We start from the raw sequence: 26,349 nt of genomic DNA, 5'->3' as shown, positions 1-26,349 counted from the left end.
CCCCGCGGCCCCGGCCCCCCGGGGGGGCCCCCCCCCCCCCCCCCCCCCGGGGGGGGGGGGGGGCCGCCCCCCCCCCCCCCCCCCACGACTCGGACCGCATCAACGCGGGCCTCGCGGCCGACGCGGGCTACGTCGGGACGTTCGGCCACGAGGCGGAGGAGAGCCTGGACGAGCTCCGGGCGATCTTCCGCCGCAAGGCCCACACGGCGGCGATGGAGCGGTGCCTGACGGCGCTGCTCCGCGCGGACGACGGCCTGGCCGAGGCCGACCTCGGCACCGTCGTCCTCGCGGACCTGCCGGCCGGCGACCACGCCACCGAGGCGCTCCTGCGGCGCCGGGAGGCCCTCGGCCTGCCCGACGCCCCGGACTCGGTGGTCATGGTCGACCCCACCGGGCGGACCTACACCCCGGAGGAGGTGCCGATGGCGCTGCGCCGGGCGCGCTCGACGCGGATCTCGATCGACGGCAACGCCCACTTCTGCCGCGGGCTGCTGGCGACGCGCTACCCGGGCTCGGACGCCGACCAGGCGCCCCGCGAGCCCGAGACGTTCTTCCCCCTCACCACCCTCAAGGAGCAGCTGCGATGAGCACCATGCGCGCCGTCCGCGTCGTCGGCTACCACCAGGACCTGCAGATGGACGAGGTCCCGGTGCCGGAGGTCTCCGGGCCGATGGACGTCGTCGTGAAGATCGGCGCGGCGGGCGTCTGCCGCACCGACCTCCACATCCTCGAGGGGCAGTGGGAGGAGAAGTCCGGCGTCGCGCTGCCGTACACGATCGGCCACGAGAACGCCGGCTGGGTGCACGCCGTCGGCGCCGGGGTCACCAACGTCGCCGAGGGCGACAAGGTGATCCTGCACCCGCTCGTCACCTGCGGCCTGTGCCGTGCGTGTCGCTCGGGCGACGACGTCCACTGCGAGGACAACCGGTTCCCGGGCATCGACTCCGACGGTGGGTACGCCGAGTACCTGCGGACGACGGCCCGCTCGGTGGTCAAGCTCGACGACTCCCTCGAGCCGGCGGACGTCGCGGCGCTGGCGGACGCCGGCCTCACGGCGTACCACGCGGCGGCCAAGGCGGCGAAGCGTCTGACCCCGCGCGACAAGTGCGTGATCGTCGGCGCGGGCGGCCTCGGCCACATCGGGATCCAGGTCCTGCGGGCCCTGACCCCGGCCGAGCTGATCGTCGTCGACCGCAACCCCGACGCGCTCAAGCTGGCGCTGAGCATCGGCGCCGACCACGGCGTCGTGTCCGACGGCACCCACATCGACCAGGTCCTGGAGCTGACGCACGGCTTCGGCGGCGAGGTGCTCGTGGACTTCGTCGGCGAGGGCGGGGCGACGAAGGAGAACGTGCAGATGCTCCGCCGGGCGGGCGACTACCACGTGGTCGGCTACGGCGAGAACATCGACATCCCGACCATCGACATCGTGTCGACGGAGATCAACATCATCGGCAACCTCGTCGGGTCCTACAACGACCTGTGCGACCTGATGGCGCTGACCGCCCGCGGCGCGGTGACCCTCCACACCCAGAAGTACGCGCTCGACGACTTCCAGTCGGCGATCACGGACCTCGACAACGGCCGCGTCCGCGGCCGCGCGATCCTGGAGCCGTAGGCCCCCCTCGGGCTCCAGCCACCACCGAGCGCCTCGACCACCCCCGCGGTCGGGGCGCTCGGTGCGTCTCCCGACGACGGAGACGACGACGGGCCCGACGCCGGTGGCGTCGAGCCCGTCGTGGGTGCCTGCGTCAGGCGGTCGCCGGGAAGCGCACGCCGGTGTTGGCGTGGCACCGGTAGCCGAACGGGTTCTTCGCGAGGTACTGCTGGTGCTCGTCCTCGGCGTAGTAGTACGCACCCGCTGGGGCGATCTCGGTCGTCACGTCGCCGAGGCGCCGGTTCGCGAGCTCGTCGGCGTAGATTTTCGTCAGCTCCCGGGCGGTCTGCTCCTGCTCGGAGGTCGTGAAGTAGATCGCCGAGCGGTACTGCGTGCCGACGTCGTTGCCCTGCCGCATGCCCTGGGTCGGGTCGTGGATCTCGAAGAACCTCTTCACGAGGTCGGCGTACGAGACGACGGACGGGTCGAACACGATCCGCACGGCCTCGGTGTGGCCCGTGCGGCCGGTGCAGACCTCGCGGTACGACGGGTGCGGGGTGTAGCCGCCGGCGTACCCGACCGAGGTCGACCACACGCCGTCCATCTGCCAGTAGATCTCCTCGGCGCCCCAGAAGCACCCGAGGCCGAAGATGGCGACCTCGTGGCCGTCGGGGACCTCGTCGGTGCGCACGGGCGCGTCGAGCACCACGTGCTTGGGCGCGAGGTGGACCCACTCGCGCTCCTGGCCCTTCAGAGCGTCCTCGGGGGCGATCATCTGCTGCTTCGTGCTGCCTAGACCGAACATGCCTCCATAACACCCCGGGGGGCGAAATGGTTCCACCCCTACTCCAGCGGGCCGCCGTCCAGGTACGTCGCGTTGCCCGGCCCGAGGGGCCAGTCGAGGCCCACGAACACCAGCAGCACCACCGACCACGCCACCCAGAACGGGACGACGAAGGGCAGCATGCGGGCGATCAGGGTGCCGAGGCCGGCGCCGGGCTCGTAGCGGCGGACGAACGTGAGCAGGACGATCATGTAGGGGTTCAGCGGGGTGATGATCTGCGTGGCCGAGTCGCCGATGCGGAAGGCGGCCTGCACGAACGCCGGCTCGTAGCCGAGGATCCCGAGCAGCGGCACGAACACCGCGGCCATGAGGGTCCACATCGACGAGCCCGAGAAGATGAACAGGTTCAGCAGCGAGCACAGCAGGATGAACCCGAAGATCACGACGAGCCCGGTCAGCCCGACCGACTCCAGGGCGTCCGCCCCGGCCACCGCCAGCGCCGAACCCACCCCGGACCAGTCGAACAGCGCGATGAACTGACCCATCACGAAGGCCAGCACCAGGAACGGCGTCATGTCGCGGATGGCCTCGCCCATCATCCGCGGAACGTCCCCGAAGCCGCTGACGCTGCCGGAGACGCGCCCGTACACGTAGCCGCCCAGGGCGAAGTAGGCGAAGACCACGAAGACGATCGAGTCCAGCAGCGGGGACGCCGGCAGGAAGGCGCCGTCGTCGTTGCGCCACGGCGAGCCCGGCGGGAGCACCGCGACCAGCACCAGCACGGTCAGCACCGCCAGCGCGACGACCGCGAGCCGGAGCCCGCGCCGCTCCGCGTCGTCCAGCGTCGTGCTGCGGGCGTGCTCGTGGTCGTGCTCGCGCGGGGCGCCGCCGTCGGGGTCCTGGCCGGCGCGGTCGGGGTCGGGCTGCTCCTCGGTCGGCACGCCCTGCCGCACCAGCCGCGGCTCCACCACCCGGTCGATCACGAACCCGGCGACCAGGGTGAGGACGACCGAGCTGACGACGTTGAAGAAGTAGTTCGAGAGCGGGGTCACGGGGTCGGCGGCCTGCTCGAGCGCCGGCACGGCGGGCACCACCGCGTTCGTGATGCCCGCGAAGAGCGCGTCGAGGGAGGTCGGCACGATGCTCGTCGAGTAGCCGGCTCCCGCGGCCGCGAAGCCGCCGATCAGGCCCGCCATCGGGTGCCGACCCGCGGCCGCGAAGGCCAGGGCGGCCAGCGGGGGGACCACGATGAAGATCGAGTCCGACATCACCGAGCCGCACACGCCCAGGAAGCCCACGGCGTACGGCAGCGCCCAGCGGGGGGCGGCACCCATGGTCGAGCGGATGCCGGCGGCCAGGAAGCCCGTCCGCTCCGCGATGCCGATGGCCAGCAGGAGCGTCACCACCGTCACCAGCGGGGGGAAGTTGATGAAGTTCGGGCCGAGGTTCGCGGTGAACCAGGTCAGGCCCTCCCCGGTGAGGAAGCCGCGGACGGCGGTCGGCTCGTCGGCGCCCGGGACCTCGACCGTCACCCCCGCGTAGGCGAGTGCGGAGGACACCACGGCGAGGACCGCGAACAGGATGAGGAACAGGTTGAAGGGCTGCGGCAGCCGGTTGCCCGCCCTCTCGACCGCGCTGAGGAGCCGGTCACCCCACCCGCCGGTGGTCGTCGGCGCGCTCATCCGAAGTACCCCGCGACGTCCAGCGCGCCGCCCGCGTCCTCGAAGTCCGCGCGCACCGCCTCGGCGAGGACGTCGTCGGCGAGCAGGTCGAGGGCCACCGCGGCGAGACCGGCGGCGCCGTCGACGGCGGCCGTCGCGGCGGCGTCGGAGCGGGAGGCCTCGGCGAACTCGGTGGTGTGGAGCGCGACCTCCGGCCCCGCGATCGCGATCAGCGGGTGGATGCCCGGCAGGCGGTAGCTGACGTTGCCGAAGTCCGTGGAGGCCGCCAGCGTCTCCGGCACCACGCCGGGCGGGTACGGCGAGCGGCCGCGCGCCTGCTGCGCGACCGACCAGCGGCCGGTCAGGGGCCCGTTGGCGCGCACGGGCAAGGACGGCGGGTGCTCGTCCCAGGTCACCTCGACACCGACGCCCGCCATCCGCGCGGCGCCGTGCAGGACGTCGTCCACGCGCCGCGACAGGTCCGCGAGGGTCTCCGGGAAGGGGGAGCGGACGTAGAGGTCCATGCGGGCGGAGTCCGGGATCACCGAGGCGCGGTGGCCGCCCTCGACGATGACGGCGTGCACCCGGTCGACGGGCGGGGTCTGCTGCCGCAGCAGCCCGATGCCCTGGTAGGCCAGCGAGGCCGCGTCGAGGGCGTTGCGGCCGGCGAAGGGGCTCGCGGAGGCGTGGGCGGACACCCCGGTCCAGGTGGCGCTGAGCACCCGGCGCCCCAGCCACACCTGGTCGGCCACGTCGGCGCCGAAGGGGTGCACCATCACGGCGGCGTCGAGGCCGTCGAAGGCGCCGCCGCGGGCGAGGTACTCCTTGCCCGTGTGCCCCTCCTCGGCCGGGCAGCCGAGCAGGACGACGCGGCCCTGGACCCCGGGCGGTGGGTCGGTGAGCAGCCGTCCGAGGGCGCCGGCCGCGCCGACCGCGGTGGCGGCGATGACGTTGTGCCCGCACGCGTGGCCCAGGCCCGGCAGGGCGTCGTACTCGGCGAGGACGGCGACCGTGCGGTGCCGCACCGGGTCGAAGCCGGGGCTGGTCACCTCCGCGCGGACGGCGGTCGCCAGGCCGTGGACGCCGACCTGCGGCCGCAGCCCGAGGTGGGAGGCGAGCCCCGCCACCGCCGCGGCCGAGCGCGTCTCCGCGAACGCGAGCTCCGGGTGGGCGTGCAGGTCCATCGCCAGCGCCACGAGGTCGCCGCCGGTCGCCTCGACGTCGGCCGCCACCCGGTGGTGCAGGGCCTCGTCGGCCCCGTCGTACGTCGAGCCCAGGGGCTGCGCGACGGCCGCGCGACGCTCGGTCTGGTCGCGCAGGACGTCGAGGTAGGCGGTCGACGGCCGCGGCTGGTCACCCGCCTGCTGGTCCACGACGGTCACCGTAGGGGCACCGTCGCAGCCCGGATAGCCTCGGTGGGTGAGCGAACCGAGCAGCGGGCAGGCCGGCGGGCACCAGCAGGACAAGGCCGGGTTCGAGACCCGCGCCATCCACGCCGGGTGGGAGCCGGACCCGACCACGGGTGCGGTGATCCCGCCGATCTTCACCACCTCGACGTACAAGCAGGACGGCGTCGGCGGCCTGAGGGGCGGGTACGAGTACAGCCGCTCCGCCAACCCGACCCGCACCGCCCTGGAGCAGACGGTCGCCGCGCTCGAGCTGGGGGAGCGCGGCTTCGCGTTCGCCTCGGGGCTCGCCGCGGAGGACACGCTGGTGCGTGCCACCTGCACCCCGGGCGACCACGTGGTGATCCCGGACGACGCCTACGGGGGCACCTTCCGGCTGTTCGACAAGGTCGAGAAGCCCTGGGGTCTCGACTACACGACGGCGCCGGTCGCGGACACCGAGGCCGTCGCCGCCGCGATCGAGCCGGGCCGCACGCGGCTGGTCTGGCTGGAGACCCCGACCAACCCGCTGCTCGGCGTCGGCGACATCGAGGCGCTCGCCGCCGTCGCCCACGACGCCGGCGCGCTGCTGGTGGTCGACAACACCTTCGCGTCGTCGTACCTGCAGCAGCCGCTGACCCTCGGCGCCGACGTCGTCGTCCACTCGACGACCAAGTACGCCGGCGGCCACTCCGACGTCGTCGGGGGAGCGCTCGCCGTCCGCGACGCCGACCTCGCCGAGCGCCTCGCGTTCCACCAGAACTCGATCGGCGCGGTCGCCGGGGCGTTCGACTCCTGGCTCGTGCTGCGCGGGCTGAAGACCCTGGCGGTGCGCATGGAGCGCCACTGCGACAACGCCGAGGCGGTCGTCGCGTTCCTCGAGGGCGACCCGCGGGTCGCCGAGGTGATCTACCCCGGCCTGGCCGCGCACCCCGGCCACGAGGTGGCGAGCCGTCAGATGAAGCGGTTCGGCGGCATCGTGTCCTTCCGGCACGCCTCCGGCGAGCAGGCCGCGCTCGACGCCTGCGGACGGGCCGAGGTGTTCACCCTCGCGGAGTCGCTCGGCGGCATCGAGTCGCTGATCGAGCACCCCGGCCGGATGACCCACGCCTCCGTCGCGGGGACCTCGCTCGAGGTGCCCGCCGACCTCGTCCGGCTCTCGGTCGGCATCGAGACCGTCGACGACCTCCTGGCCGACCTCGACCAGGCACTGGGATGACCCACACGATGAGTAGCCTGGCCGGGTGACCAGCGTCGGCGACGACCTCGGCGCCCGCCCGGCCCCCGAGGACCCAGAGCACGACCGGCCGGACGGCGCGCCGTCGGACGCCCCTGCCGAGGCTCCGGTCGCTGACGCGGACCGTGGTGCCGACGCCCCGCTGGAACGCCGCACCCGGCTGCTGACCCAGCAGTGGGCGACCCTGCGCAAGCGGCGGCTCGAGGCCATCGGGTCGCGCCGCGGCCCGCTCGAGGTCACCGGCTCGTCCAACCTGCGGCGCGCCGAGGTTCCGTGGGGCCTCGACCTCGCCGCGGCCTGGTCCTGGCGCCTGCTGCTCATCGCGGGCGCCGGCTACCTCGTGCTGTGGCTGCTGGCCTACTTCGCCGTCGTCACCCTGCCGCTGGCGATCTCCCTGCTCATCGCCGCGCTCGTCAGCCCCGCCGTGTCCGGCCTGCGTCGGATCGGGGTGCCCAAGGCGCTGGGGGCGCTGCTCGTGGTGCTCGTCGGGCTGGGCGCCCTGGTCGCCCTGCTCACCTTCGTCGGCCGCCAGGTGGCCGACGGCGCCTCCGACCTCGCCGACCAGACCGCAGCCGGGCTGGGACAGGTCCGGGAGTGGGTGCAGACGGGCCCGCTGGGGGCGTCCGACACCCAGATCAACGACTGGCTCGGGCAGGCGCAGGCGGCTGTCGTCGACACCGCGCAGGACGGCGCCGTCCTCGCCCGCGTCACCGAGTTCGGCCTCGCCCTGGGCCACGTGGTGGCCGGGATGTTCATCGTCCTGTTCGCGACGTACTTCTTCCTGGCCGACGGGGCCCGGATCTGGTCGTGGGTGGTGCGGATCGCCCCGCGCGACGCCCGCCGTCAGCTCGACGGCTCGGGTCGGGTGGCCTGGGTGTCGCTGACCCGGTTCGTGCGCGCGACGGTGATCATCGCGCTCGCCGACTCGATCGGGATCATGATCTGGGCGGCCGTCCTCGACGTGCCGCTCGTCGCGGCGATCGGCGTCCTGGTCTTCCTCGGGGCGTTCGTGCCGATGGTCGGCGCCACGGTCGCCGGCGGCGTCGCCGTCCTCGTCGCCCTCGTGGCCCACGGTCCGTTGACGGCGCTGCTCATGCTCGTCGGCGTGATCGTCGTCCAGCAGATCGAGGGGCACCTGCTGCAGCCGTTCCTCACCGGCCGCTTCGTCTCGGTCCACCCGCTGGGGGTGATCGTCGCCATCGGCTGCGGCGTGCTGGTGGCGGGCATCGCGGGCGCGCTGATCGCGGTGCCGCTCGTCGCGGCCCTGAACGCCGTCGTCCACCACCTGGCCGGGCACGACGTGGACCCTGGGCCGGTGGGTGACGAGCCTGAGAAGGTGTCCGCGTGACCACCACGGACACCAGCAGGACCGGTGACCCCACCGCCGCCGTCGGCCTCGACGACATCCTCGCGGCGCGCGAGGCCCTGGCGGGGACGGCGACGTGCACGCCGATGGAGGAGTCCCGCTGGCTGTCGGCGCTCACCGGCGGCCGGGTGCAGCTCAAGTGCGAGAACCTCCAGCGCTGCGGCTCCTTCAAGATCCGCGGCGCCTACCTGCGGATGTCCCGGCTCACCGAGGCCGAGCGCGCGAACGGCGTCGTCGCGGCGTCCGCCGGCAACCACGCGCAGGGTGTCGCGCTCGCCGCGCAGATGCTGGGCATCAGGGCGACCGTCGTCATGCCCGTCGGCGCGCCGATCCCGAAGGAGAAGGCGACGCGGGGCTACGGCGCCGACGTCGTCTTCCACGGGCGGTCGGTGGACGAGGCGCTCGGCCGGGCGCGGGAGTTCGCCGACGAGACCGGGGCGGTGCTCATCCACCCCTTCGACCACGTCGACATCGTCGCCGGCCAGGGGACGCTGGGGCTCGAGGTCCTCGAGCAGGCGCCCGGCGTCCGGACCGTCCTGGTGCCCACCGGTGGCGGGGGCCTGCTGGCCGGGGTCGCCCTCGCGGTCAAGGCCACCGACCCGTCGATCCGCGTGATCGGGGTGCAGGCCGAGAACGCGGCGGCGTACCCGGGCTCGCTCGAGGCCGGGGAGCCGGTCGCGCTGACGCAGATGTCGACCATGGCCGACGGCATCGCGGTGGGGCGTCCCGGCGACGTCCCGTTCGCGGCGGTGCGCGAGCACGTGGACGAGATCGTCACCGTCAGCGAGGAGATGATGTCGCGGGCGCTGCTCGCGCTGCTGGAGCGGGCGAAGATGGTCGTCGAGCCCGCCGGGGCCGCCGCCGTCGCGGCCCTCATGGCCGCCCCCGGGCTGGTCGAGACGCCCGCGGTCGCCGTGCTGTCGGGCGGCAACATCGACCCGCTGCTGCTCGGCAAGGTCATCCGGCACGGCATGGCCGCCGCCGGGCGCTACCTCTCCCTGCGGGTCTGCGTGCCCGACCGCCCGGGCGGCCTCGCCCAGCTGCTCGTCGACGTCGCCGAGGCCGGCGCGAACGTGCTGGACGTCGGCCACGAGCGCCTGTCGCCGCAGCTGCGGATCGACGAGGTCGAGGTCATCATCCACGCCGAGACCCGCGGCGAGCCCCACGCCGCCGAGGTCATCGGCCGCCTCCGCGACCGCGGCTACCGCGTCGAGGAGACCGGCCCGGCCTGAGGCGGCCGACCGGACCGGCGGGGAGGCCGCGCGACGGGTCAGCCCGTGTAGGGGACCGCCTCGACGATCTCGACCTCGAGGCGCTTGCCGTTCGGGGCGTCGTAGCCGACGACGTCGCCGACCTTCGCGCCGACGATCGCGGAGCCGAGCGGCGACTGGGGGGAGTAGACGTCGAGGGTGTCGTCCTCGATCTCGCGCGCGCCGAGCAGGAAGGTCTCGGTGTCGTCGTCGCCGACGAACCGGTAGGTGACCTTCATGCCGGGGGAGACGGTGCCGTCGTCCTCGGGGGTCTCGCCGACCTCGGCGCGACGCAGCATGTCCTGCAGCTGCAGGATGCGGCCCTCGACCTTGCCCTGCTCCTCGCGGGCGGCGTGGTAGCCGCCGTTCTCCTTGAGGTCGCCCTCGTCGCGGGCCGCGCTGATGCGGTCGACGATCTCCTGCCGGATCGGACCCTTGAGCTCCTCCAGCTCGGCGTTGAGCTTGTCGTAGGCCTCCTGGGTCAGCCAGACGGTGTTCTGCTCTCCGGCCTGCGTCATCGGGTGCTCCTGGGGTAGTGCGGCATCGTCCCGGTACGCGGTGCGTCCGGTGCGTTCGGATCGTTCTCGTCCTGCTCCCGCGTGTCCGGAACGACGTCGTGGCCGAGTGGCCCGGTCGCCGTCTCGCCCTGCCTGGAGGCAGGCGGTGGTGCGGTTCCTGCGGGAGGAAGCGGTCAGTCTAGCAATCGGCGCCCGCGCCCGCGCCCCGACGGGGGCTCAGCGGGGGCGGGACTGGTCCGGTGTCGTGCAGCCGAGGTCGTCGACGGCGGTGGCGCGGCGCTCGGTCCGGACGGTGCGCTCGATGCGCCCGGTGCCGTCGAAGTCGGAGCCGTCGACGGTGAAGCCGAGCTCGCCGACGATGGTGTGGTCCTCGGCGACCGCGCGGACCCGGCAGGTCGCGGTCACGTCGGGGTCGATGGTCACGGTGAGGATCGCGGTGACCTGCCCGTCGTCCACGACGTCCCACCCGGTGAGCTGCGAGCGGACCTGCGGCGAGCTGTGGGCGAGGGTCACCCAGGCCAGCCAGACGCCGGCGAGGAGGCCCAGGACGACCAGGCCGATGATCCCGGCCCGGCGGGCGCTGACCCGCGGGGCGCCGTACCGGTCGGCCGGCACGGACCCGCGGGGCGTGCCCGGCGTCGGCGTGTCGGTCGACGTGCTCATGGCCCCATCGTCCCATCCGCCTGGTGACCGGGTCCCCGGTGCCGGTGGCGGCGCCGGGACTACCGTGGTGCCATGCACGAGAACCACGCGCGGGCCGACGGCCCGGACGGCCCGGTGCAGAACGAGGAGCACACCGACACCGCGGCCTCGGCGGTGGCCGCCGCGGAGCGTGGAGGGCCGAAGTCGGGCCTGCGGCTGATGCACGTGCACGCCCACCCGGACGACGAGTCGTCGAAGGGCGCGGCGTCGACCGCGATGTACGTCGACCAGGGCGCCGAGGTCCACGTCGTCACCTGCACGGGCGGCGAGCGCGGCTCGATCCTGAACCCCCGGATGGAGCGGCCCGACGTCCTCGAGAACATGACGGAGATCCGGCGGGCCGAGATGGACGCCGCCCGCGAGATCCTCGGCATCACCCAGCACTGGTTGGGCTTCGTGGACTCCGGCTGGCCGGAGGGCGACCCGAAGCCGCCCCTGCCCGAGGGCTGCTTCGGGTTGGTGCCGGTCGAGGAGGCCGCCGAGCCGCTGGTCCGGCTGATCCGCGAGGTCAGGCCGCACGTCGTGACGACGTACGACGAGCGCGGCGGCTACCCGCACCCCGACCACGTCATGTGCCACCGGGTCACGGTCGCGGCCTTCGAGGCTGCGGGCGACCCCGACGCCTACCCCGACGCGGGGGAGCCGTGGGAGCCGCAGAAGCTCTACTACCACCACGGCTTCAACCGGCCGCGCACGCAGGCGATCCACGACGCGCTGCTCGAGCGGGGCCTGGAGTCGCCGTGGGCCGAGCGCCTGGAGAAGTGGGTGCCCGAGCCCGAGTGGGACGCCCGCATCACGACGAAGGTGCCGTGCGGCGACTGGTTCGAGGTCCGCGACCGCGCCCTGCTGGCGCACGCCACCCAGATCGACCCCGACGGGCACTGGTTCGCCGTCCCCATGGACCTGCAGCGCGCCGTGTGGCCGACCGAGGACTTCGAGCGGGTCGTGGACCGCACCGGCGCCCCGCTGCCCGAGGACGACCTGTTCGCCGGCGTCCGCGCCGACGTCGGCGCGCAACCGCGAGGGTGAGACGATAGAGGCGTGATCGCGCTCGTCAACGACCTCGCCACCGTGGCCTGGCACGTCCTGGCCGACGTCCCCGCCCCGGGTGGTGTCGAGCAGGGTCCGCCGCCGGAGGACGTGAAGGCGGGCTGGACCGCGTTCGCCATCTTCTTCGGCCTCTGCGGGGTCGTGGCGCTGCTGTGCTGGAGCTTCGTCCGCCAGATCGCGAAGACCCGCCGGGCCCGTGACGCCGGGGTCTTCGGCGACCCGCCGGACGCCGGCGACGCCCGCGACCGCACCCCGCGCGGCGCCAGCAGCGACCAGACCAGCTAGCACGCCGAGTCGGCCCGAACGCACCCCCTGAGGGCGCCGAGTTGGCCCGAACACATCCCCTGAGGGCGCCGAGTCGGCCCCAACGCACGCCCTGAGGGCGGCGAGTCGGCCCCAACGCACGCCCTGAGGGCGCCGAGTCGGCCCGAAGGGTGCGCAGACGTGCCGACTCGAGGGTCCTGAGGTGCGCAGATGTGCCGACTCGAGGGTCCTGGGGTGCGCAGACGTGCCGACTCGGCACCCGTTGTCGGTAGGGGGCCGGGTACGCCTAGCCGGTACGCCGGGCCACGAGCAGGCAGTCCAGGGCGACGCGGTCCCCGACCGGCCGCTCGACGGTGTCGGCCCGGCGGAGCTCCACCGCGACGCCCAGGTCGGACGCCGCCGCGGCCACGTGCTGGGCGAGCTCGGGCGCGGTGGACAGGACGGTGGTGTCCTGCGGTCCGCCCACGCCGTCGGCGACGTTGCTGCGGTCGTGCGCGACCCACACCAGCCGGCCGCCCGGGGCCATCGCGCCGACGGCGGTACGGACCGCGGCCTGGAGCTCGTCGGCCGGCAGCTGCAGGTACGCCACGACGACGAGGCCGACCGGGGAGGCGGCCCGCCAGGTGGTGACGTCGTCCACGACCCAGGTCACCGCGTCGGCGCCGGGCAGCCGCCTGCCGCGCTCGATCGCGACGCCGGAGAAGTCGACCGCGGTCACGCGCCACCCGAGGGAGGCGAGCCAGAGCGCGTTGCGGCCCTCACCGGCGGCCAGGTCGAGGGCCGAGCCGGCGCGGAGGTGCCCGCACTCGGTGGACACGAACGTGTTCGGGCCGGCCGACCACAGCTGCTCCGCGGCGGCGTACTTGGCGTCCCAGGCGGCGGCGTCCACCGGTCGACTACTCGCTCGGCTGCTGCGACGTCTGCTCGGCGACCTGGCGTCGGACGTCCTCCATGTCGAGGCCGCGGACGGCGCCGATCAGCTCCTCCAGCGCCGGCGGCGGCAGCGCCCCGGCCTGGGCGAAGACCTGGATCCCGTCGCGGAAGGCCATGAGCGTCGGGATCGACTGGATCTGCGCCGCGGCGGCCAGCTGCTGCTGGTCCTCGGTGTCGACGGAGCCGAAGGTGATGTCGGGGTGGGCCTCCGAGGCGGCCTCGTACGTCGGGGCGAACTGGCGGCACGGGCCGCACCAGGAGGCCCAGAAGTCGACCAGCAGGATGCCGTCACCCTGCACGTGCTCGGTGAAGTTCTCGGCGGTCAGCTCGATGGTGGCCATCGGTCCACCGTACGTGGGCCCAGGATCTGGGAGTACCTTCGCGGGTCGTGACCACGACCCGCCCGCCGGCGCCCGGTGCCGACGGCGACGTGCACACCGTCCTCGGGGCCCTGCGCTCGCCCCGGGTCCTGCGCCGCGAGCTGCTCGCCGGGCTGGTGGTCGCGCTCGCGCTGGTGCCCGAGGCGATCTCCTTCGCCGTGATCGTCGGGGTCGACCCCCGGGTGGGGCTGTTCACCTCGGTCACGATGGCGATGTCGATCGCCGTCCTCGGCGGCCGCCGGGCGATGATCTCGTCGGCCACCGGCGCGGTCGCGTTCGTGGTGGCGCCGGTGATGCACGACCACGGTCTGGACTACCTGCTGGCCACCGTGCTGCTCGGCGGGCTCGTCCAGGTGGTGCTGGGCCTCGCCGGGGTGGCGCGGCTGATGCGGTTCGTGCCGCGCGGGGTCATGGTCGGATTCGTCAACTCCCTCGCCGCGCTGCTCCTGCTCGCCCAGGTCCCGCACGTCGTCGGGGTGCCGTGGGTGGTCTACCCGATGGTGGTCGTCGGGGTGGCCGTCGTGGCGCTGTGGCCGCGGCTCACCCGCGCGGTGCCGGGGCCGCTGGTCGCCATCGTCCTGCTGACGACGGTCACGGTCCTCGCCGGCCTCGACGTCCCGGACGTCGGCGACGAGGGCGCGCTCCCGTCGGCACCCCCGATGCCGGTGCTGCCCCAGGTGCCGCTGACGTGGGAGACGCTCCGCATCGTCGGGCCGTACGCCGTCGGGCTGGCGCTCGTCGGTCTCCTCGAGACCCTGGTCACCGCGGACCTGGTGGACCGGGTCACCGACACCGGCTCCGACAAGCGGCGCGAGGCCTGCGGCCAGGGCGGCGCCAACCTGGTGACCGGGTTCTTCGGCGGCATGGGCGGGTGCGCCGTCATCGGCCAGAGCGTGATGAACACCCGCGTGAACGGGGCCCGCACGCGGCTCTCGACGTTCTCCGCAGGCCTGTTCATGCTCGTGCTCGTCCTGCTGCTCGGCGACGTGGTGGCCGCCATCCCGATGGCCGCGCTCGTGGCGGTGATGCTCATGGTCGCCTGGCAGAGCATCGACCGGGAGAGCCTCACCCCCACGGGGGTGCGGACCCGGCCGGTCCGCGACACCGTCGCCATGCTGGCGACCCTCGCCGCGGTGGTCGAGACCCACAACCTGCTCGTCGGCCTCGGGGTCGGCGTGGTCGTCGTGGGGCTGGCGTCGCTGCTCGCCTCGGTCAGGTCCCGGCGCGGGCGCTGAAGCGGCGCAGGCGCAGGCTGTTGCCCACGACGAACAGCGAGGACGCCGCCATCGCGAACCCGGCGAGCATCGGGTTGAGGAGCCCCAGCGCCGCCAGCGGCAGCGCGGCCACGTTGTAGGCGAAGGCCCAGAACAGGTTGCCCCGGATCGTGCCCAGCGTGCGGCGCGACAGCCGGATGGCGTCGCCCGCCACCCGCAGGTCGCCGCGGACCAGGGTCAGGTCCGAGGCCTCGATCGCGGCGTCCGTGCCGGTGCCCATCGCGAGGCCGAGGTCGGCGGTCGCGAGCGCGGCGGCGTCGTTCACGCCGTCCCCGACCATGGCCACGGCGTGTCCCTCGCGCTGGAGGCGGCGGACGACGTCGACCTTCTCCTCGGGCAGGACGCCGGCCACGACGTCGGCGGCGTCGATGCCGACCTCGGCGGCGACGGCGCGGGCGACGGGCTCGGCGTCCCCGGTCAGCAGCACCGGCCGCAGCCCGAGGGCGCGCAGGTCGGCGACGGCCTCGGCGGAGGTGTCCTTGACCCGGTCGGCGACCACCAGCAGGCCGCGCACGGCGCCGTCCCAGCCGACCGCGACGGTCGTGCGGGCGGTCTCGGTGGCGAGGGCGGCCGCGAGGTCGTCCGGCATCGTCTGCCCGGTGAGGAGGCCGGGGCGACCGACCACGACGGCGGTGCCGTCGACGGTGCCGCGCACGCCGCGACCGGGCTCGTTGACGAAGTCCGTGACCTCCGGCAGCACGCCGACCCGCTCCCGCGCGCCGACGGCGATGGCGCGGGCGACGGGGTGCTCGGAGGCCTCCTCGAGCGCGCCGGCGTACCGCAGCACCGCGGTCTCGTCGGTGCCGTCGGTCGCCAGGACCTCGACGAGGCTCATCGCGCCCGTGGTGACCGTGCCGGTCTTGTCGAGCACCACGACGTCGGGACGCCGGGTCCGCTCCAGGGCCTCGGGCCCCTTGATGAGGATGCCGAGCTGCGCACCGCGGCCCGTCCCGACCATCAGCGCCATCGGCGTGGCGAGCCCCAGCGCGCAGGGGCAGGCGATGATGAGGACGGCGACCGCGGCCGTGAACGCCGCCTGCGCGGGCTCACCCACGGCGAGCCAGGTGACCAGCGTCGCCAGCGCGAGCAGCAGGACGGCGGGCACGAACACGGCCGAGACGCGGTCGGCGAGCCGCTGGGCGGCCGCCTTGCCCGTCTGGGCGTCCTCGACGAGCCGCGCCATCCGCGCGAGGCGGGTGTCGGCGCCGACGCGGGTGGCGCGGACGAGCAGCCGCCCGCCGACGTTCAGGGTCGCGCCGGTGACCGCGTCGCCGGCGGCGACCTCCACCGGCACGGACTCGCCGGTCAGCATCGAGGTGTCGACGGCGGAGGAGCCGGAGACGACCTCACCGTCGGTCGCGACCGTCTCGCCGGGGCGGACGACGAACGCGTCGCCCACGCCCAGCTGGTCCGCCGCGACCCGGCGCTCGCCGTCGTCGGTCAGGAGGGTGACGTCCTTCGCGCCGAGGTCCATGAGCGCACGCAGCGCGGAGCCGGCCCGGCGCTTCGAGCGGTGCTCCAGCCAGCGCCCGGCGAGGAGGAACGTGGTGACGCCGGCGGCGGCCTCGAGGTAGACGTTCGCGGTGCCGTCGCCGCGCTCCACCGTGAGCGAGAAGCCGTGGCTCATGCCGATCTCGCCGGCCGAGCCGAGGAACAGGGCGTACAGCGACCACCCGAGCGCCGCGAGGGTGCCGATCGAGATGAGGGTGTCCATCGTGGTCGCGCGGTGACGCAGGTTGGTCCAGGCGGCGCGGTGGAAGCCCAGGCCGCCCCACAGCACCACCGGGAGCGCGAGCACGAGGGAGACCCACTGCCAGCCGGCGAACTGCCACGGCGGGACCATCGCGAGGACGACGACGGGCACCGAGAGGACGGTGGAGACGAGGAGCCGCACCGCGAGCGGGTCGCGGCCGTCCTCCTCGTCGTTCCGCGTCGGCTCGGGCACGCGAGCGGCGTACCCGGCCGCCTCGACGGTCTCGACCAGGCGGTCGGTCCCGAGGTCGGCGGGGTAGCTGACGCTGGCCCGCTCGGTCGCGTAGTTGACCGTCGCGGTGACGCCGTCGAGCTTGTTGAGCTTCCGCTCGATCCGGTTCGCGCACGACGCGCACGTCATGCCGGTGAGCTCGAGCTCGACGTCCTGCGTGCTCATCGGGCGGTGTAGCCGGCCTCGCTCACGGCGGCGCGGACGGCGTCGTCGGTCACGGGGGCCTCGGTGGTCACGACCACCCGGCCGGAGCCGAGGTCGACGCTGACGTCGGTGACGCCGTCGAGCTCGGAGATCTCCTCGGTGACCGAGGCGACGCAGTGCTCGCAGGTCATGCCGTCGACGGTGTAGCTCTGCTGGGCCATGGGTTCTCCTCCTGGTGGTCGTTCAGGACTTCACGAGGCGCGCGATGGCGGCGGAGGCCTCGGCGATCTTCTCGCGCGCCGCGTCGTCGTCCCCGCTGGCGGCGGCGTCGGCGACGCAGTGCGACATGTGCTCCTCGAGCAGGCTCAGCGCGACGGCCTGGAGGGCCTTCGTCGTCGCCGAGACCTGGGTGAGCACGTCGATGCAGTACGTGTCGGACTCGACCATGCGCTGCAGGCCGCGGGCCTGGCCCTCGATGCGGCGCAGGCGCTTGAGGACGTCGTCCTTGCGGTCGGCGTAACCGGGCGTGGTGCTGTCCATGCCACCAAGGTACCCCTGGGGGGTAGGGGTATCAACCGCTGGTGGCCGCAGCGGCCTCGGCGATGATCCCGCGGACGGCGTCCTCGGCCGCCCGGGCGTCACCGACCCTGACCGCGCGCGCCACCGCCTCGTGCAGGGCGATCGCCTCCGGGTTCGGGCGGGCGGGCATGAGGTCGTGCCGTGTCCGGCCGGCGAGCACCTCGTCGACGACGTCCGCCAGCGCGGTGAGCATCTCGTTGCCGGCGGCCTCGAGCAGCGTGCGGTGGAAGACCTGGTCGGCGGCGAGGTAGGCACCGAGGTCGCCCGTCGCGCCGTGCTCGGCCATGTCGAGCGCGGCCTCGGCGAGCCGGCGCCCCTGGGCCGTGGTGGCGCGGCCGGCGGCCAGCGCCGCCGCGGTGGGCTCGAAGCCCGCCCGCAGCTCGGTGAGGGAGCGCAGCTGGGCGGCCCGGTCGGGGCCGGCGAGGCGCCAGCGGATGAGCCGGGGGTCGAAGACCTGCCAGGCGCTGCGCTCGCAGACCGTGACCCCCACGCGGCGGCGGGTGGTCACCAGCCCCATCGCCGCCAGCACGCGCACGGCCTCGCGCGACACGGACCGCGAGACGCCGTACTCGGCGTCGATGGACTCGAGGGTCAGCACCGTCCCGGCGGCCAGCCCGCCCGACGCGATGCGCAGGCCGAGCGCGTCGAGCACGCCCTCCTGCAACGGGCCGTCGGGTCGGGTCACCCGCGCATCATGTCATCGGTCCAATGCCTTCTCGCGGAATCAATCGACTGACTATCCGGCCCCGCGGCCTTGCAATGATCAGATCATTCGTGTGAGGGTGACCACGTGACGCACGACACGGCCCCCACTGCGGTCTCGTACCCCGTCCACGTCGTGGCGATGGGGGTCTCCGGTTGCGGCAAGTCGACCGTCGGCGAGGCACTCGCCCGCCGACTGGGCGTGCCATTCGAGGACGGCGACGACCTGCACCCGCCCGCCAACGTCGAGAAGATGCGCGCCGGGACGCCGCTCGACGACGACGACCGCTGGCCCTGGCTCGCCGCGGTCGGCGACTGGCTCGCCGGCACGGGGGAGGCCGGCGGGGTCGTGGCCTGCTCGGCGCTGAAGCGGTCCTACCGCGACGTGCTCCGTGAGCACGCGCCGTCCGCGGTGTTCGTGCACCTGCACGGCGACCGCGACCTCATCGCGCGACGCCAAGCCGCCCGCGGGCAGCACTTCATGCCCCCCGGCCTGCTCGAGTCGCAGTTCGCGACCCTCGAGCCCCTCGCCGGCGACGAGCCCGGCGTCGTCCTCGACGTCGTCCTGGGCGTCGACGAGCTCGTCGACGCGGCGTACGCCGCACTCACCACCGACGCCGCCACCGGTGGCACCCCCGAGGAGACGTCCTGATGGAGATCACCTTCGAGCAGACTCTGGGCCCCGGGGCGCTGCTGGGCATCGCGGCCGGCGCGGTCGCCCTCCTGCTGGTCCTCATCATCCGCTTCAAGGTCCACGCGTTCCTCGCGCTGATCATCGTCAGCCTGATCACCGCGTTCGCGACCGGCTACCCCGCCGCGCAGATCATCCCGGCCCTGACGACCGGGCTGGGGACGACGCTCGGCACGGTCGCCCTGCTGGTCGCCCTCGGCGCGATGCTCGGGCGGCTGGTCGAGGTCAGCGGCGGAGCCCAGGTGCTGACCGACACCCTCATCGCCCGGTTCGGGGAGAAGCGGGCCCCCCTCGCGCTCGGGATCGCCTCGCTGATCTTCGGCTTCCCCATCTTCTTCGACGCCGGCCTCGTCGTGATGCTGCCCATCGTCTTCGCGGTGGCCCGGCGCATGGGCGGGGGTCTGCTCCGCTACGGCCTGCCGGCCGCCGGCGCGTTCTCGGTCATGCACGTCTTCGTCCCGCCCCACCCCGGTCCGGTCGCCGCCAGCGGGCTGCTCGAGGCGCAGGTCGGCCTCGTCGTCCTGCTCGGCCTCGTGGTGGCGATCCCGACCTGGTACGTCACCGCCTACCTCTTCGGCCTCTGGGTCGGCAAGCGGATCGAGGTGCCGGTGCCCGACGTCCTCTCCGGCGGGCCGAAGCAGGAGGAGGCCCTCGGCAAGCCCCCGACCGCCGGGACGGTCGTCGGCCTGCTGCTGCTCCCGCTCGTCCTGATCTTCCTGGAGACCGGCCTCAACACCGCCGCCACGGCCGGCTGGGTCGACGGGGAGGCCAGCTGGGTCGCCGTCCTGCGCGTCTTCGGCTCGACGCCGGTCGCGCTGCTGATCACGCTCGTGGTCGCCATGTACGTCCTCGGCGCCCGCCGCGGCGTCGCCGGCGAGACCCTCGAGAAGCTGGTGGACGGCGCCCTCGGCCCGGTCTGCGCGATCATCCTCATCACCGGCGCCGGCGGCATGTTCGGCTACGTCCTGCGCACCAGCGGCATCGGCGACGCGCTCGCCGACACCCTGTCGGGCCTCGGCATCCCCGTGATCCTCGCCGGCTTCCTCATCGCCGCGGCCCTGCGCGTCGCCCAGGGCTCGGCCACCGTCGCGCTCACCACCGCGGCGACCCTGGTGCAGCCCGTCGTCCTCGACGGCTCCTACTCGCCCGTCCAGGTCGCCGCCGTCGTCCTCGCGCTGGCCGCGGGCTCGGTCGTCGCCAGCCACGTCAACGACTCCGGGTTCTGGCTGGTCGGGCGGTTCTTCGAGATGGACGTCCGCACCACGCTGAAGACCTGGACCGTCATGGAGACCACCATCGGCGTCATGGGCTTCGCCCTGGCCTCCGTGATCTACGCGATCGGGTAGGTGCGGGGGACCCGACCGCCGGGCCCCCGCCCGCCCTAGCCTCGACGGGTGATCGCCCGCTCCGTCGTCCTGTTCGTGCTCGCCGCGCTGCTCGAGATCGGTGGGGCCTGGCTGGTCTGGCAGGGGGTCCGGGAGTCCCGGGGCCTCCTGTTCGTCGGGGCGGGCGTGCTGTGCCTGGGCGCCTACGGGTTCGTCGCCGCGTTCCAGCCGGACGCCGAGTTCGGCCGCGTCCTCGCGGCGTACGGCGGGGTGTTCGTCGCCGGGTCGCTGGCCTGGGGCATGGCCGTCGACGGCTTCCGCCCGGCGTGGACGGACTACCTCGGCGCGCTGATCTGTCTCGTCGGGGTCGCCGTCATCATGTACGCCCCGCGCGACCTGGCCTGAGAGGCTGCGCCGTCCACAGGGTCTTCGTCCGACCGTCTGCGGCTGTCGGTGGATCGTGCCAGCCTGCGTCTGTCGGGCTCGCTCGGGCCCGGGACGGGGAGGCGGCATGGGGACCAGCGCGACGCCGACGTGGATGGTGCAGGTCGTCTCGGACGACGTGCACTGCAGCGCCTGCTGCGGGAGCGGCGACGAACCGGCACCTGCGACGCCGTCCGACGCGTCACCGGGCGCCTTCGCCTACACGATCGGTCTGCACGACCGCGGCTCCCCGGAGCTGCACCTGTGGGCGCGTCCCACCGAGGGAGACGACCCGGGCGCGGACTGGTCCTTCTCGGCGCAGGACATGGCCCAGACCCTGAACGAGCTCGCCGAGCTGGTGCTCGCGGGTCGTCTGTCCGCAGGCTCCACCCACACCGAGAGCTACGACGCCGGCGACGCGACCGTCACGTTCCGGCTGGGCGAGGCCGTCGAGCGGGAGCAGGTCGACGCCTTCGGGGCCGACCCGGCGGCCGTCGTCCTTCCGGTGCGGTGGTCGCTGCACAGGCCGCCGCCGGGAGAGCTCGGCCCCGCGGACCTCGGGATGGTCGGGCTCTGCCGGGAGATGCTGCTGGGCCTGGCGCCTCGCCCCTCCCGGGTCGCGCTCCTGCCCGCGTCCTGGCGCAGCGACGCCCTCGACTTCGACCCGCACGGCGACCACGGACCGATGACGCCGCTGGTGCGGGGGATCGCCGCAGCAGTGGTGGGCGGCGGACCCGACCAGCAGGCGCGCTTCCTCCTGGAGTGCGCCTCCGGCTACACGACAGGGACCTCTGCCGGCCACGTGCTCGCGATGGTGCGGGCGGCGGCGAGACGGTCGGGGCGTCTCGGCGGGGTGGACAGGCTCGACGAGGAGGTGGAGGAGCTGGTCGGCGCCGTCGTCGAGGACGGGTCCTGGCCCGCAGTGGTCGCGGCCGCGACCGACGCCCTCGGGCCGTGGCCGACGGCGTCGGACGACCTCGCGGGCCTGCTGCGGCGCGGACTGCTCGCCGCGCTGTCCACCGCCGTGGTCCGAGACGTCGCGGACCGCGAGCTGCTGCTCGCAGGCACCGGCCCCTTCCGCTGGTCGCGCTCCGGGAGCGTCGGCGCCCCACCCGAGTTCCTCGCTCCCGAGAGCGTCGTGCGAGCAGTCGCCGAGGTCCTCGGCCACCTCCGGGCCCGCGAGCTGCCCGAGCTGCTCACGCGTCACCACGTGGCGTGCGGGGACGTCCGCTACCTCGACGCGGTGGCGCACCTGCAGGGACTCGCCGTGACTGACGCCACCTCGGTCGACACCATCGACGCGGTGCTCCCGCGCCCGGTCGCCCGCCGTGCGCGGCGCGACCGGGTGGTCGGCCCGACCTGGACGTGGGCCGCGCTGCTGGTGGGTGCGGCCTGTGCCGCGTCGGCGGACCCGCGCCGTCTCTCCCTCGAGCTCACCGACGCCCTGTGCGCGCCGTACGACGACCTGGTGCCCGGTCTGCGCCGACTCCTGACGAGCGGTCGGGACCGTCGTCCGTGAGGTTCTTCGACGGCGGCCTGCCCGACGAGCCGGCGGACCGGGAGGCACCGGCGCGGGTCTTCCTGGAGCGCCGGATGGAGGAGGGCGAGGAGGCCTTCGCGATGCTCCGCCGCATCGGGTACGACGACCGTCGGCTGGGGCCGCTGCTGGTGCCCGCCGACCCCGTCACCTTCCGGACCGACCTCACCTCGGTCCCACGGTTCTTCACCTGGCTGGTCCCGCGCAGCGGCCGGCACCTCCCGGCGGCGCTGGTGCACGACGGCCTGGTGGAGACCGACCCGGCGCTGCCGCCGACGTACGTGAGCCCGGGCGGGGTCGAGGTGACCCGGCCGCAGGCCGACCGCGTGTTCCGGGACGCCATGGCCGACCTCGGCGTCCCGTTGGTGCGCCGCTGGCTGGTGTGGTCCGCGGTGACCGTGGCGACGATGGTCGACGGGCGAGCCACCGGCTGGGGGTCGGCGCGTCGCTGGTGGTTCCGCGGGGTGGCGGTGCTGACCCTGCTCGTGACGGTCGTGCTGGGTGTGCTCGCCACCCTCGACCTCGCCGGGACGGGCGTCGGGGTGCCCTGGACTGGCACCGGCCCGGACGCCGTCCGTCTGCTGCAGGGGGTGGCCGGTGCCGTCGTCCTGCCCTGCCTGCTCGCCCTGCTGTGGGGTCGCTTCGTGGTGGCCGGCGTGGTCGCGAACGTCGCCCTGGCCCTCCTGCTCCACGTGACCGCGGCGCTGGCCGTGACCTATCTCGTCTACGCCGCCCTCGAGGCCCTGGTGTCGGGGCGGGCGCGCGCGGTTGACTGAGGTGTGGACCTCCGACTCCTCGTCATCGCCGTCCCCGTGGCGGACGTCGACCGCTCGCTCGCCTTCTACACCGAGCAGGTCGGCTTCCACCTGGACCACGACGTGCGCCCGTCACCGGGCATGCGAGTCGCGCAGATGACCCCGCCGGGCTCCCCGTGCTCCGTCGTGGTCGGCGAGGGCATGCCGCTGGGGGAGCCGGGATCGACCAAGGGCCTCCAGCTCTGCGTCGACGACATCGACGTCGCCCGGGCCGGGCTCGCCGCCCGCGGCGTCGACATCAGCGAGGTGCAGCAGCTCGGCCCCGAGGGCACGCCGGGGTCACGCTTCGCGTTCTTCGCCGACCCCGACGGCAACGGGTGGTCCCTGCAGGAGCTGCCGGCCTGACCCCGCGGGGACGCGACGGCGGGCCGGCTCAGCGCAGCGAGTAGGTCAGCAGCGAGACGCCGACGTAGTGCGAGGCGAACGCGAGGATCGTGAGGGTGTGGAAGACCTCGTGGAACCCGAAGTACTTCGGCCACGGGTTCGGCCGCTTCAGGCCGTAGACCAGCCCACCGAGCGTGTAGAGCCCGCCACCGACGATGACCAGCACCAGCACGGCGGTGCCGACGCCCACGCCGATCCCGCTGGCGCCCTCGGCGAAGTCGGGGATGAAGAACACCGCCGCCCAGCCGAGGGCGATGTAGATCGGGACGTACAGCCACCGCGGGGCGCCCGCCCAGAAGACGCGAAACAGCACGCCGAGGACGGCGCCGGTCCACACCGTCGTCAGCAGGACCACCCGGGGGGTGCCCTCGAGCAGCAGCAGGCTGAACGGGGTGTAGGAGCCCGCGATGAGCAGGAAGATGTTCGAGTGGTCGAACCGGCGCAGGAACGCCCAGACCTTCGGTGACCACGTTCCCCGGTGGTAGATCGCGGAGACGGTGAACAGCACGAGGGCCGAGCCCGTGAACACCGCGGACCCGATCTTGGTCACGGCGTTCGGGGACAGGACGAACAGGACGATGCCGGCGGCCAGCGTCAACGGAGCGGTCGCGAGGTGCAGCCACCCCCGGAGCTTGGGCTTCACCTCGGCGAACGCCTCGCGGACGTGGTCGGCGGCCCCCTGGGTGAGGTCGGCGACGCGTGCGTTCATGCCCCGAGACTAGCGAGGCCCGATGACCGGCCGGGGGGTTCGTGACCAACCTCGCGCCGGCCTCCCGGCATGCCCGCGGAGACCCCGGGGAACACGGGTCGGCCGCTAGCATGCCGAGGTGGACTGGAAGCGGGGACTGCGTCGGGTGCTCTATCCGGCCTACGAGGCGCGGATGATGCGCCGCATCCCCGACGACGCCCGGATGCCCCAGCACATCGGCGTCATGCTGGACGGCAACCGCCGCTGGGCACGCGCCGTGGGCCTCGGGACCGCGGAGGGCTACCGGGCCGGCGCCGACAACATCGCGCCGATGCTCGGCTGGTGCGAGGAGATCGGCGTCGAGGTCGTCACGCTGTGGCTGCTGTCCAGCGACAACCTGTCGAACCGGCCGCCGGAGCAGCTCACCGGCCTGCTCGACATCATCGAGGGCGCCGTGCAGTCCCTGGCCGCCACCGGCCGCTGGCGCATCCACCCCGTGGGCGCCCTCGACCTGCTCCCCGCCGCCACGGCCGAGCGCCTCAAGGAGGCGGAGGAGGCCACCCGCGACAACGACGGCCTGCTGGTCAACGTCGCCGTCGGGTACGGCGGCCGCCGCGAGATCGCGGACGCCGTCCGGTCCCTGCTGGCCGAGCACGCGACGCGGCGGACGACGCTGGAGGAGCTCGCCCAGGTCATCGACGTCGAGCACATCGCGGCCCACCTCTACACCAAGGGCCAGCCCGACCCCGACCTCGTCATCCGGACCTCCGGCGAGCAGCGGCTCGGCGGCTTCCTGCTGTGGCAATCGGCCACCAGCGAGTTCTACTTCTGCGAGGCGTTCTGGCCCGACTTCCGCCGGGTCGACTTCCTCCGCGCGGTCCGCGCCTACGCGCTGCGCGACCGCCGTTTCGGCGCCTGACGCGGGGGCCGCACGACCCTCGCACCAAACCACGTGATCACCTGCGTGACGGGTGGGACAGGTGGGACGACACGTCACACGGCGTTCACGCGGCGGTCGGGCGTGTCGCGCATCGCCGCCGCCCGCGCGGCGTACTTTCGGGCCATCGGCGGGTGGGGAAGCCCGCTGTACCAGGAAGGCCCGACTCTTGTCCGTCCACCGTCACGACAGCCGCCGCGAGGCGGGGCGTCGGGGCGCGGTCGGAGGAAGGGGTCGGCACTCCGGCCCCCGGGTGCGATCCCGGTCCGAGCGAAGCGACTAGGGCCGGACGCGAGTGCGTGCGCCGGTCCACGAGAGGTAAGCCGTGGCCTCCATGACCAGCGAGACCAGCACCCGCACCTACGTCCTCGACACCAGCGTCCTGCTGGCCGACCCCGGTGCGATCCGACGCTTCGACGAGCACGAGGTGGTCCTGCCCGTCGTCGTCATCACCGAGCTCGAGGGCAAGCGTCACCACCCGGAGCTCGGGTTCTTCGCCCGCACCGCGCTGCGTGCCCTCGACGAGCTGCGGGTGCTGCACGGCCGTCTCGACCAGCCGGTGCCGATCGGCGAGGACGGCGGGAGCCTGCGCGTCGAGCTGAACCACACCGACCCCACCGCCCTGCCCTCCGGCTTCCGGCTCGGTGGCAACGACACCCGGATCCTCGCGGTGGCGCGGAACCTCGCCGACGAGGGCCACGAGGTCACCCTGGTCTCCAAGGACCTCCCGCTGCGGATCAAGGCCTCGGCGGTTGGGCTCGACGCCCAGGAGTACCGCGCGGAGGCCGTCGGGGAGTCCGACTCCGGCTACACCGGCATGGCGGAGATGGACGTCGCCGCCACCGACCTCGACGAGCTGTACGACGAGGGCGTGGTCGACCTCCCGGAGGCGCGGGAGATGCCGTGCCACCAGGGCCTCGTGCTGCTGTCCGACCGGGGCACCGCGCTCGGGCGGGTGACGGCGGACAAGCAGGTGCGGCTGGTCCGTGGCGACCGCGAGGCGTTCGGCATCCACGGCCGCTCCGCCGAGCAGCGGATGGCGCTCGAGCTGCTGCTGGACCCCGACGTCGGCATCGTCTCCCTCGGCGGCCGCGCCGGCACCGGCAAGTCGGCGCTGGCGATGTGCGCCGGCCTCGAGGCCACCCTCGAGCGCCAGCAGCACAAGAAGGTCGTGGTGTTCCGGCCCCTGTTCGCCGTCGGCGGTCAGGAGCTCGGCTACCTGCCGGGCTCGGAGTCCGAGAAGATGTCGCCCTGGGCCCAGGCCGTGTTCGACACGCTCGGCGCCGTGGCCTCGCGTCACGTCATCGAGGAGGTCCTCGACCGCGGGATGCTCGAGGTGCTGCCGCTGACCCACATCCGCGGGCGGTCGCTGCACGACTCCTTCGTCATCGTCGACGAGGCGCAGAGCCTGGAGCGCAACGTGCTCCTCACCGTGCTCTCGCGCATCGGCGCCAACTCGAAGGTGGTCCTGACCCACGACGTCGCCCAGCGCGACAACCTGCGGGTCGGACGTCATGACGGCGTCGTCTCCGTGGTCGAGCGGCTGAAGGGCCACCCGCTGTTCGCGCACGTCACCCTGACCCGCTCCGAGCGGTCGCCGGTGGCCGCCCTCGTCACCGAGATGCTGGAGCACGTGACCCTCTGAGCGCGCGTCCGTGGGGCCCCGGGGGCGGGGGGGGGCCGGGGGGGCCCGGGCGGGGGGGGGGGCGGGGGGGGGGGGGGGCGCCCGCCCCCCCCGG

At 74.0% G+C, this 26,349-nt stretch carries 28 protein-coding genes; 16 read left to right on the top strand and 12 right to left on the bottom strand.

The window, feature by feature from the left end; translation table 11 throughout:
- Positions 1–212: 212 nt before the first annotated feature.
- Together MJ876_RS16695 and MJ876_RS16690 are read left to right on the top strand one after the other, a co-directional pair.
- Positions 213–587 carry a hypothetical protein gene (locus tag MJ876_RS16695; protein ID WP_240238033.1) on the top strand — a complete coding sequence of 125 codons (375 nt, stop codon included), beginning with the start codon at positions 213–215 and terminating at the stop codon, positions 585–587.
- Positions 584–1,618: an NAD(P)-dependent alcohol dehydrogenase gene (locus MJ876_RS16690; RefSeq protein WP_240238031.1), complete on the top strand. Its 1,035-nt coding sequence runs from the start codon at positions 584–586 to the stop codon at positions 1,616–1,618. The genes MJ876_RS16695 and MJ876_RS16690 overlap by 4 nt, the downstream gene beginning before the upstream one ends.
- 133 nt (positions 1,619–1,751) lie before the next feature.
- Here the strand turns inward: MJ876_RS16690 and msrA are convergent, their stop codons facing one another.
- From msrA to MJ876_RS16675, 3 genes are read right to left on the bottom strand one after another with little or no spacing between them, the layout of a single operon-like run.
- On the bottom strand, positions 1,752–2,402 hold the full coding sequence (gene msrA / locus MJ876_RS16685; RefSeq protein ID WP_240238029.1) for a peptide-methionine (S)-S-oxide reductase MsrA: 651 nt from the start codon (positions 2,400–2,402) through the stop codon (positions 1,752–1,754).
- Positions 2,403–2,440: 38 nt separating this feature from the next.
- On the bottom strand, positions 2,441–4,063 hold the full coding sequence (locus MJ876_RS16680; RefSeq protein WP_240238027.1) for an AbgT family transporter: 1,623 nt from the start codon (positions 4,061–4,063) through the stop codon (positions 2,441–2,443).
- A complete protein-coding gene (locus tag MJ876_RS16675) occupies positions 4,060–5,415 on the bottom strand; it encodes an amidohydrolase (protein ID WP_240238025.1) in 1,356 nt (451 codons plus the stop codon). Before MJ876_RS16675 ends, MJ876_RS16680 begins: the two co-directional genes overlap by 4 nt.
- A gap of 46 nt (positions 5,416–5,461) precedes the next feature.
- Here MJ876_RS16675 and MJ876_RS16670 point away from each other — a divergent pair, with 46 nt between their 5' ends.
- The 3 genes from MJ876_RS16670 to ilvA are packed head-to-tail and all read left to right on the top strand — an operon-like array spanning position 5,462 to position 9,262.
- Positions 5,462–6,646 (top strand): cystathionine gamma-synthase, encoded by a 1,185-nt coding sequence (locus tag MJ876_RS16670; protein WP_240238023.1) that lies wholly within the window; start codon positions 5,462–5,464, stop codon positions 6,644–6,646.
- Between the two features lie 25 nt (positions 6,647–6,671).
- Positions 6,672–8,012, top strand: coding sequence for an AI-2E family transporter (locus MJ876_RS16665; RefSeq protein WP_240238021.1), 1,341 nt, complete (start codon positions 6,672–6,674; stop codon positions 8,010–8,012).
- Entirely contained in the window at positions 8,009–9,262 is a 1,254-nt protein-coding gene (gene ilvA, locus MJ876_RS16660; protein ID WP_240238019.1) for a threonine ammonia-lyase, read from the top strand. Before MJ876_RS16665 ends, ilvA begins: the two co-directional genes overlap by 4 nt.
- A gap of 38 nt (positions 9,263–9,300) precedes the next feature.
- Here the strand turns inward: ilvA and greA are convergent, their stop codons facing one another.
- Complete coding sequence (greA, locus tag MJ876_RS16655) at positions 9,301–9,798, bottom strand: transcription elongation factor GreA (protein ID WP_240238017.1); 498 nt, start codon at positions 9,796–9,798, stop codon at positions 9,301–9,303.
- Between the two features lie 216 nt (positions 9,799–10,014).
- Positions 10,015–10,461: a DUF4307 domain-containing protein gene (locus MJ876_RS16650; RefSeq protein WP_240238015.1), complete on the bottom strand. Its 447-nt coding sequence runs from the start codon at positions 10,459–10,461 to the stop codon at positions 10,015–10,017.
- 198 nt (positions 10,462–10,659) lie between these two features.
- Here MJ876_RS16650 and mca point away from each other — a divergent pair, with 198 nt between their 5' ends.
- Together mca and MJ876_RS16640 are read left to right on the top strand one after the other, a co-directional pair.
- Complete coding sequence (gene mca / locus MJ876_RS16645; protein ID WP_240238040.1) at positions 10,660–11,529, top strand: mycothiol conjugate amidase Mca; 870 nt, start codon at positions 10,660–10,662, stop codon at positions 11,527–11,529.
- A 12-nt stretch (positions 11,530–11,541) separates the two neighbouring features.
- A complete protein-coding gene (locus MJ876_RS16640; protein ID WP_240238013.1) occupies positions 11,542–11,835 on the top strand; it encodes a hypothetical protein in 294 nt (97 codons plus the stop codon).
- A 265-nt stretch (positions 11,836–12,100) separates the two neighbouring features.
- Here the strand turns inward: MJ876_RS16640 and MJ876_RS16635 are convergent, their stop codons facing one another.
- Together MJ876_RS16635 and MJ876_RS16630 are read right to left on the bottom strand one after the other, a co-directional pair.
- Complete coding sequence (locus MJ876_RS16635) at positions 12,101–12,703, bottom strand: bifunctional 2-polyprenyl-6-hydroxyphenol methylase/3-demethylubiquinol 3-O-methyltransferase UbiG (RefSeq protein ID WP_240238011.1); 603 nt, start codon at positions 12,701–12,703, stop codon at positions 12,101–12,103.
- A 7-nt stretch (positions 12,704–12,710) separates the two neighbouring features.
- Positions 12,711–13,088 (bottom strand): co-chaperone YbbN, encoded by a 378-nt coding sequence (locus MJ876_RS16630; RefSeq protein ID WP_240238009.1) that lies wholly within the window; start codon positions 13,086–13,088, stop codon positions 12,711–12,713.
- Between the two features lie 47 nt (positions 13,089–13,135).
- Here MJ876_RS16630 and MJ876_RS16625 point away from each other — a divergent pair, with 47 nt between their 5' ends.
- Positions 13,136–14,362 carry a SulP family inorganic anion transporter gene (locus tag MJ876_RS16625; protein WP_240238007.1) on the top strand — a complete coding sequence of 409 codons (1,227 nt, stop codon included), beginning with the start codon at positions 13,136–13,138 and terminating at the stop codon, positions 14,360–14,362.
- Here the strand turns inward: MJ876_RS16625 and MJ876_RS16620 are convergent.
- From MJ876_RS16620 to MJ876_RS16605, 4 genes are read right to left on the bottom strand one after another with little or no spacing between them, the layout of a single operon-like run.
- The gene (locus MJ876_RS16620) at positions 14,340–16,550 is read right to left on the bottom strand and encodes a cation-translocating P-type ATPase (RefSeq protein WP_240238005.1); all 2,211 of its coding nucleotides are present in this window, start codon (positions 16,548–16,550) and stop codon (positions 14,340–14,342) included. The two genes, MJ876_RS16625 and MJ876_RS16620, sit on opposite strands and share 23 nt — an antisense overlap.
- Positions 16,547–16,750 carry a heavy-metal-associated domain-containing protein gene (locus MJ876_RS16615; RefSeq protein ID WP_240238002.1) on the bottom strand — a complete coding sequence of 68 codons (204 nt, stop codon included), beginning with the start codon at positions 16,748–16,750 and terminating at the stop codon, positions 16,547–16,549. The genes MJ876_RS16620 and MJ876_RS16615 overlap by 4 nt, the downstream gene beginning before the upstream one ends.
- A 22-nt stretch (positions 16,751–16,772) precedes the next feature.
- Positions 16,773–17,069, bottom strand: coding sequence for a metal-sensitive transcriptional regulator (locus MJ876_RS16610; RefSeq protein WP_240238000.1), 297 nt, complete (start codon positions 17,067–17,069; stop codon positions 16,773–16,775).
- A gap of 31 nt (positions 17,070–17,100) precedes the next feature.
- Positions 17,101–17,793 (bottom strand): FadR/GntR family transcriptional regulator, encoded by a 693-nt coding sequence (locus MJ876_RS16605; RefSeq protein ID WP_240237998.1) that lies wholly within the window; start codon positions 17,791–17,793, stop codon positions 17,101–17,103.
- Between the two features lie 105 nt (positions 17,794–17,898).
- Here MJ876_RS16605 and MJ876_RS16600 point away from each other — a divergent pair, with 105 nt between their 5' ends.
- From MJ876_RS16600 to MJ876_RS16575, 6 genes are all read left to right on the top strand, one after another.
- Entirely contained in the window at positions 17,899–18,462 is a 564-nt protein-coding gene (locus tag MJ876_RS16600) for a gluconokinase (RefSeq protein WP_240237995.1), read from the top strand.
- Positions 18,462–19,847: a GntP family permease gene (locus MJ876_RS16595; protein WP_240237993.1), complete on the top strand. Its 1,386-nt coding sequence runs from the start codon at positions 18,462–18,464 to the stop codon at positions 19,845–19,847. Before MJ876_RS16600 ends, MJ876_RS16595 begins: the two co-directional genes overlap by 1 nt.
- A 48-nt stretch (positions 19,848–19,895) precedes the next feature.
- Positions 19,896–20,231 carry a YnfA family protein gene (locus MJ876_RS16590; RefSeq protein WP_240237991.1) on the top strand — a complete coding sequence of 112 codons (336 nt, stop codon included), beginning with the start codon at positions 19,896–19,898 and terminating at the stop codon, positions 20,229–20,231.
- A 106-nt stretch (positions 20,232–20,337) separates the two neighbouring features.
- Positions 20,338–21,768 (top strand): hypothetical protein, encoded by a 1,431-nt coding sequence (locus MJ876_RS16585; RefSeq protein WP_240237987.1) that lies wholly within the window; start codon positions 20,338–20,340, stop codon positions 21,766–21,768.
- A complete protein-coding gene (locus MJ876_RS16580; RefSeq protein ID WP_240237985.1) occupies positions 21,765–22,562 on the top strand; it encodes a DUF1353 domain-containing protein in 798 nt (265 codons plus the stop codon). Before MJ876_RS16585 ends, MJ876_RS16580 begins: the two co-directional genes overlap by 4 nt.
- Positions 22,563–22,565: 3 nt before the next feature.
- A complete protein-coding gene (locus MJ876_RS16575; RefSeq protein WP_240237983.1) occupies positions 22,566–22,946 on the top strand; it encodes a VOC family protein in 381 nt (126 codons plus the stop codon).
- Positions 22,947–22,974: 28 nt separating this feature from the next.
- On the opposite strand, the gene MJ876_RS16570 is transcribed toward MJ876_RS16575, so the two are convergent.
- Positions 22,975–23,694, bottom strand: a complete 720-nt coding sequence (locus MJ876_RS16570) for a hemolysin III family protein (protein ID WP_240237981.1) — start codon at positions 23,692–23,694, stop codon at positions 22,975–22,977.
- A gap of 118 nt (positions 23,695–23,812) precedes the next feature.
- On the opposite strand from MJ876_RS16570, the gene MJ876_RS16565 reads away from it, so the two are divergent.
- The gene (locus MJ876_RS16565) at positions 23,813–24,592 is read left to right on the top strand and encodes an isoprenyl transferase (RefSeq protein ID WP_308192611.1); all 780 of its coding nucleotides are present in this window, start codon (positions 23,813–23,815) and stop codon (positions 24,590–24,592) included.
- Between the two features lie 352 nt (positions 24,593–24,944).
- Positions 24,945–26,255: a PhoH family protein gene (locus tag MJ876_RS16560; RefSeq protein ID WP_240238035.1), complete on the top strand. Its 1,311-nt coding sequence runs from the start codon at positions 24,945–24,947 to the stop codon at positions 26,253–26,255.
- The last annotated feature ends 94 nt before the right edge of the window (positions 26,256–26,349 follow it).

The organism is Nocardioides sp. CFH 31398, assembly GCF_022436705.1.
Taxonomy (GTDB): Bacteria; Actinomycetota; Actinomycetes; order Propionibacteriales; family Nocardioidaceae; genus Nocardioides.
Note: the sequence above shows the minus strand (reverse complement) of the source record. Positions and strands in the feature narration are given on the sequence as shown.

Bases quoted from the DNA above. Each gene is read 5' to 3' on its own strand.
- MJ876_RS16615 (WP_240238002.1), bottom strand. From the start codon at position 16,750: ATGGCCCAGCAGAGCTACACCGTCGACGGCATGACCTGCGAGCACTGC.
- MJ876_RS16585 (WP_240237987.1), top strand. From the start codon at position 20,338: ATGGGGACCAGCGCGACGCCGACGTGGATGGTGCAGGTCGTCTCGGAC.
- MJ876_RS16620 (WP_240238005.1), bottom strand. From the start codon at position 16,550: ATGAGCACGCAGGACGTCGAGCTCGAGCTCACCGGCATGACGTGCGCG.
- MJ876_RS16680 (WP_240238027.1), bottom strand. From the start codon at position 4,063: ATGAGCGCGCCGACGACCACCGGCGGGTGGGGTGACCGGCTCCTCAGC.
- greA (WP_240238017.1), bottom strand. From the start codon at position 9,798: ATGACGCAGGCCGGAGAGCAGAACACCGTCTGGCTGACCCAGGAGGCC.
- MJ876_RS16570 (WP_240237981.1), bottom strand. From the start codon at position 23,694: ATGAACGCACGCGTCGCCGACCTCACCCAGGGGGCCGCCGACCACGTC.
- MJ876_RS16695 (WP_240238033.1), top strand. From the start codon at position 213: ATGGAGCGGTGCCTGACGGCGCTGCTCCGCGCGGACGACGGCCTGGCC.
- msrA (WP_240238029.1), bottom strand. From the start codon at position 2,402: ATGTTCGGTCTAGGCAGCACGAAGCAGCAGATGATCGCCCCCGAGGAC.
- MJ876_RS16650 (WP_240238015.1), bottom strand. From the start codon at position 10,461: ATGAGCACGTCGACCGACACGCCGACGCCGGGCACGCCCCGCGGGTCC.
- MJ876_RS16690 (WP_240238031.1), top strand. From the start codon at position 584: ATGAGCACCATGCGCGCCGTCCGCGTCGTCGGCTACCACCAGGACCTG.
- MJ876_RS16630 (WP_240238009.1), bottom strand. From the start codon at position 13,088: ATGGCCACCATCGAGCTGACCGCCGAGAACTTCACCGAGCACGTGCAG.
- MJ876_RS16560 (WP_240238035.1), top strand. From the start codon at position 24,945: ATGACCAGCGAGACCAGCACCCGCACCTACGTCCTCGACACCAGCGTC.
- MJ876_RS16595 (WP_240237993.1), top strand. From the start codon at position 18,462: ATGGAGATCACCTTCGAGCAGACTCTGGGCCCCGGGGCGCTGCTGGGC.
- mca (WP_240238040.1), top strand. From the start codon at position 10,660: ATGCACGTGCACGCCCACCCGGACGACGAGTCGTCGAAGGGCGCGGCG.
- MJ876_RS16610 (WP_240238000.1), bottom strand. From the start codon at position 17,069: ATGGACAGCACCACGCCCGGTTACGCCGACCGCAAGGACGACGTCCTC.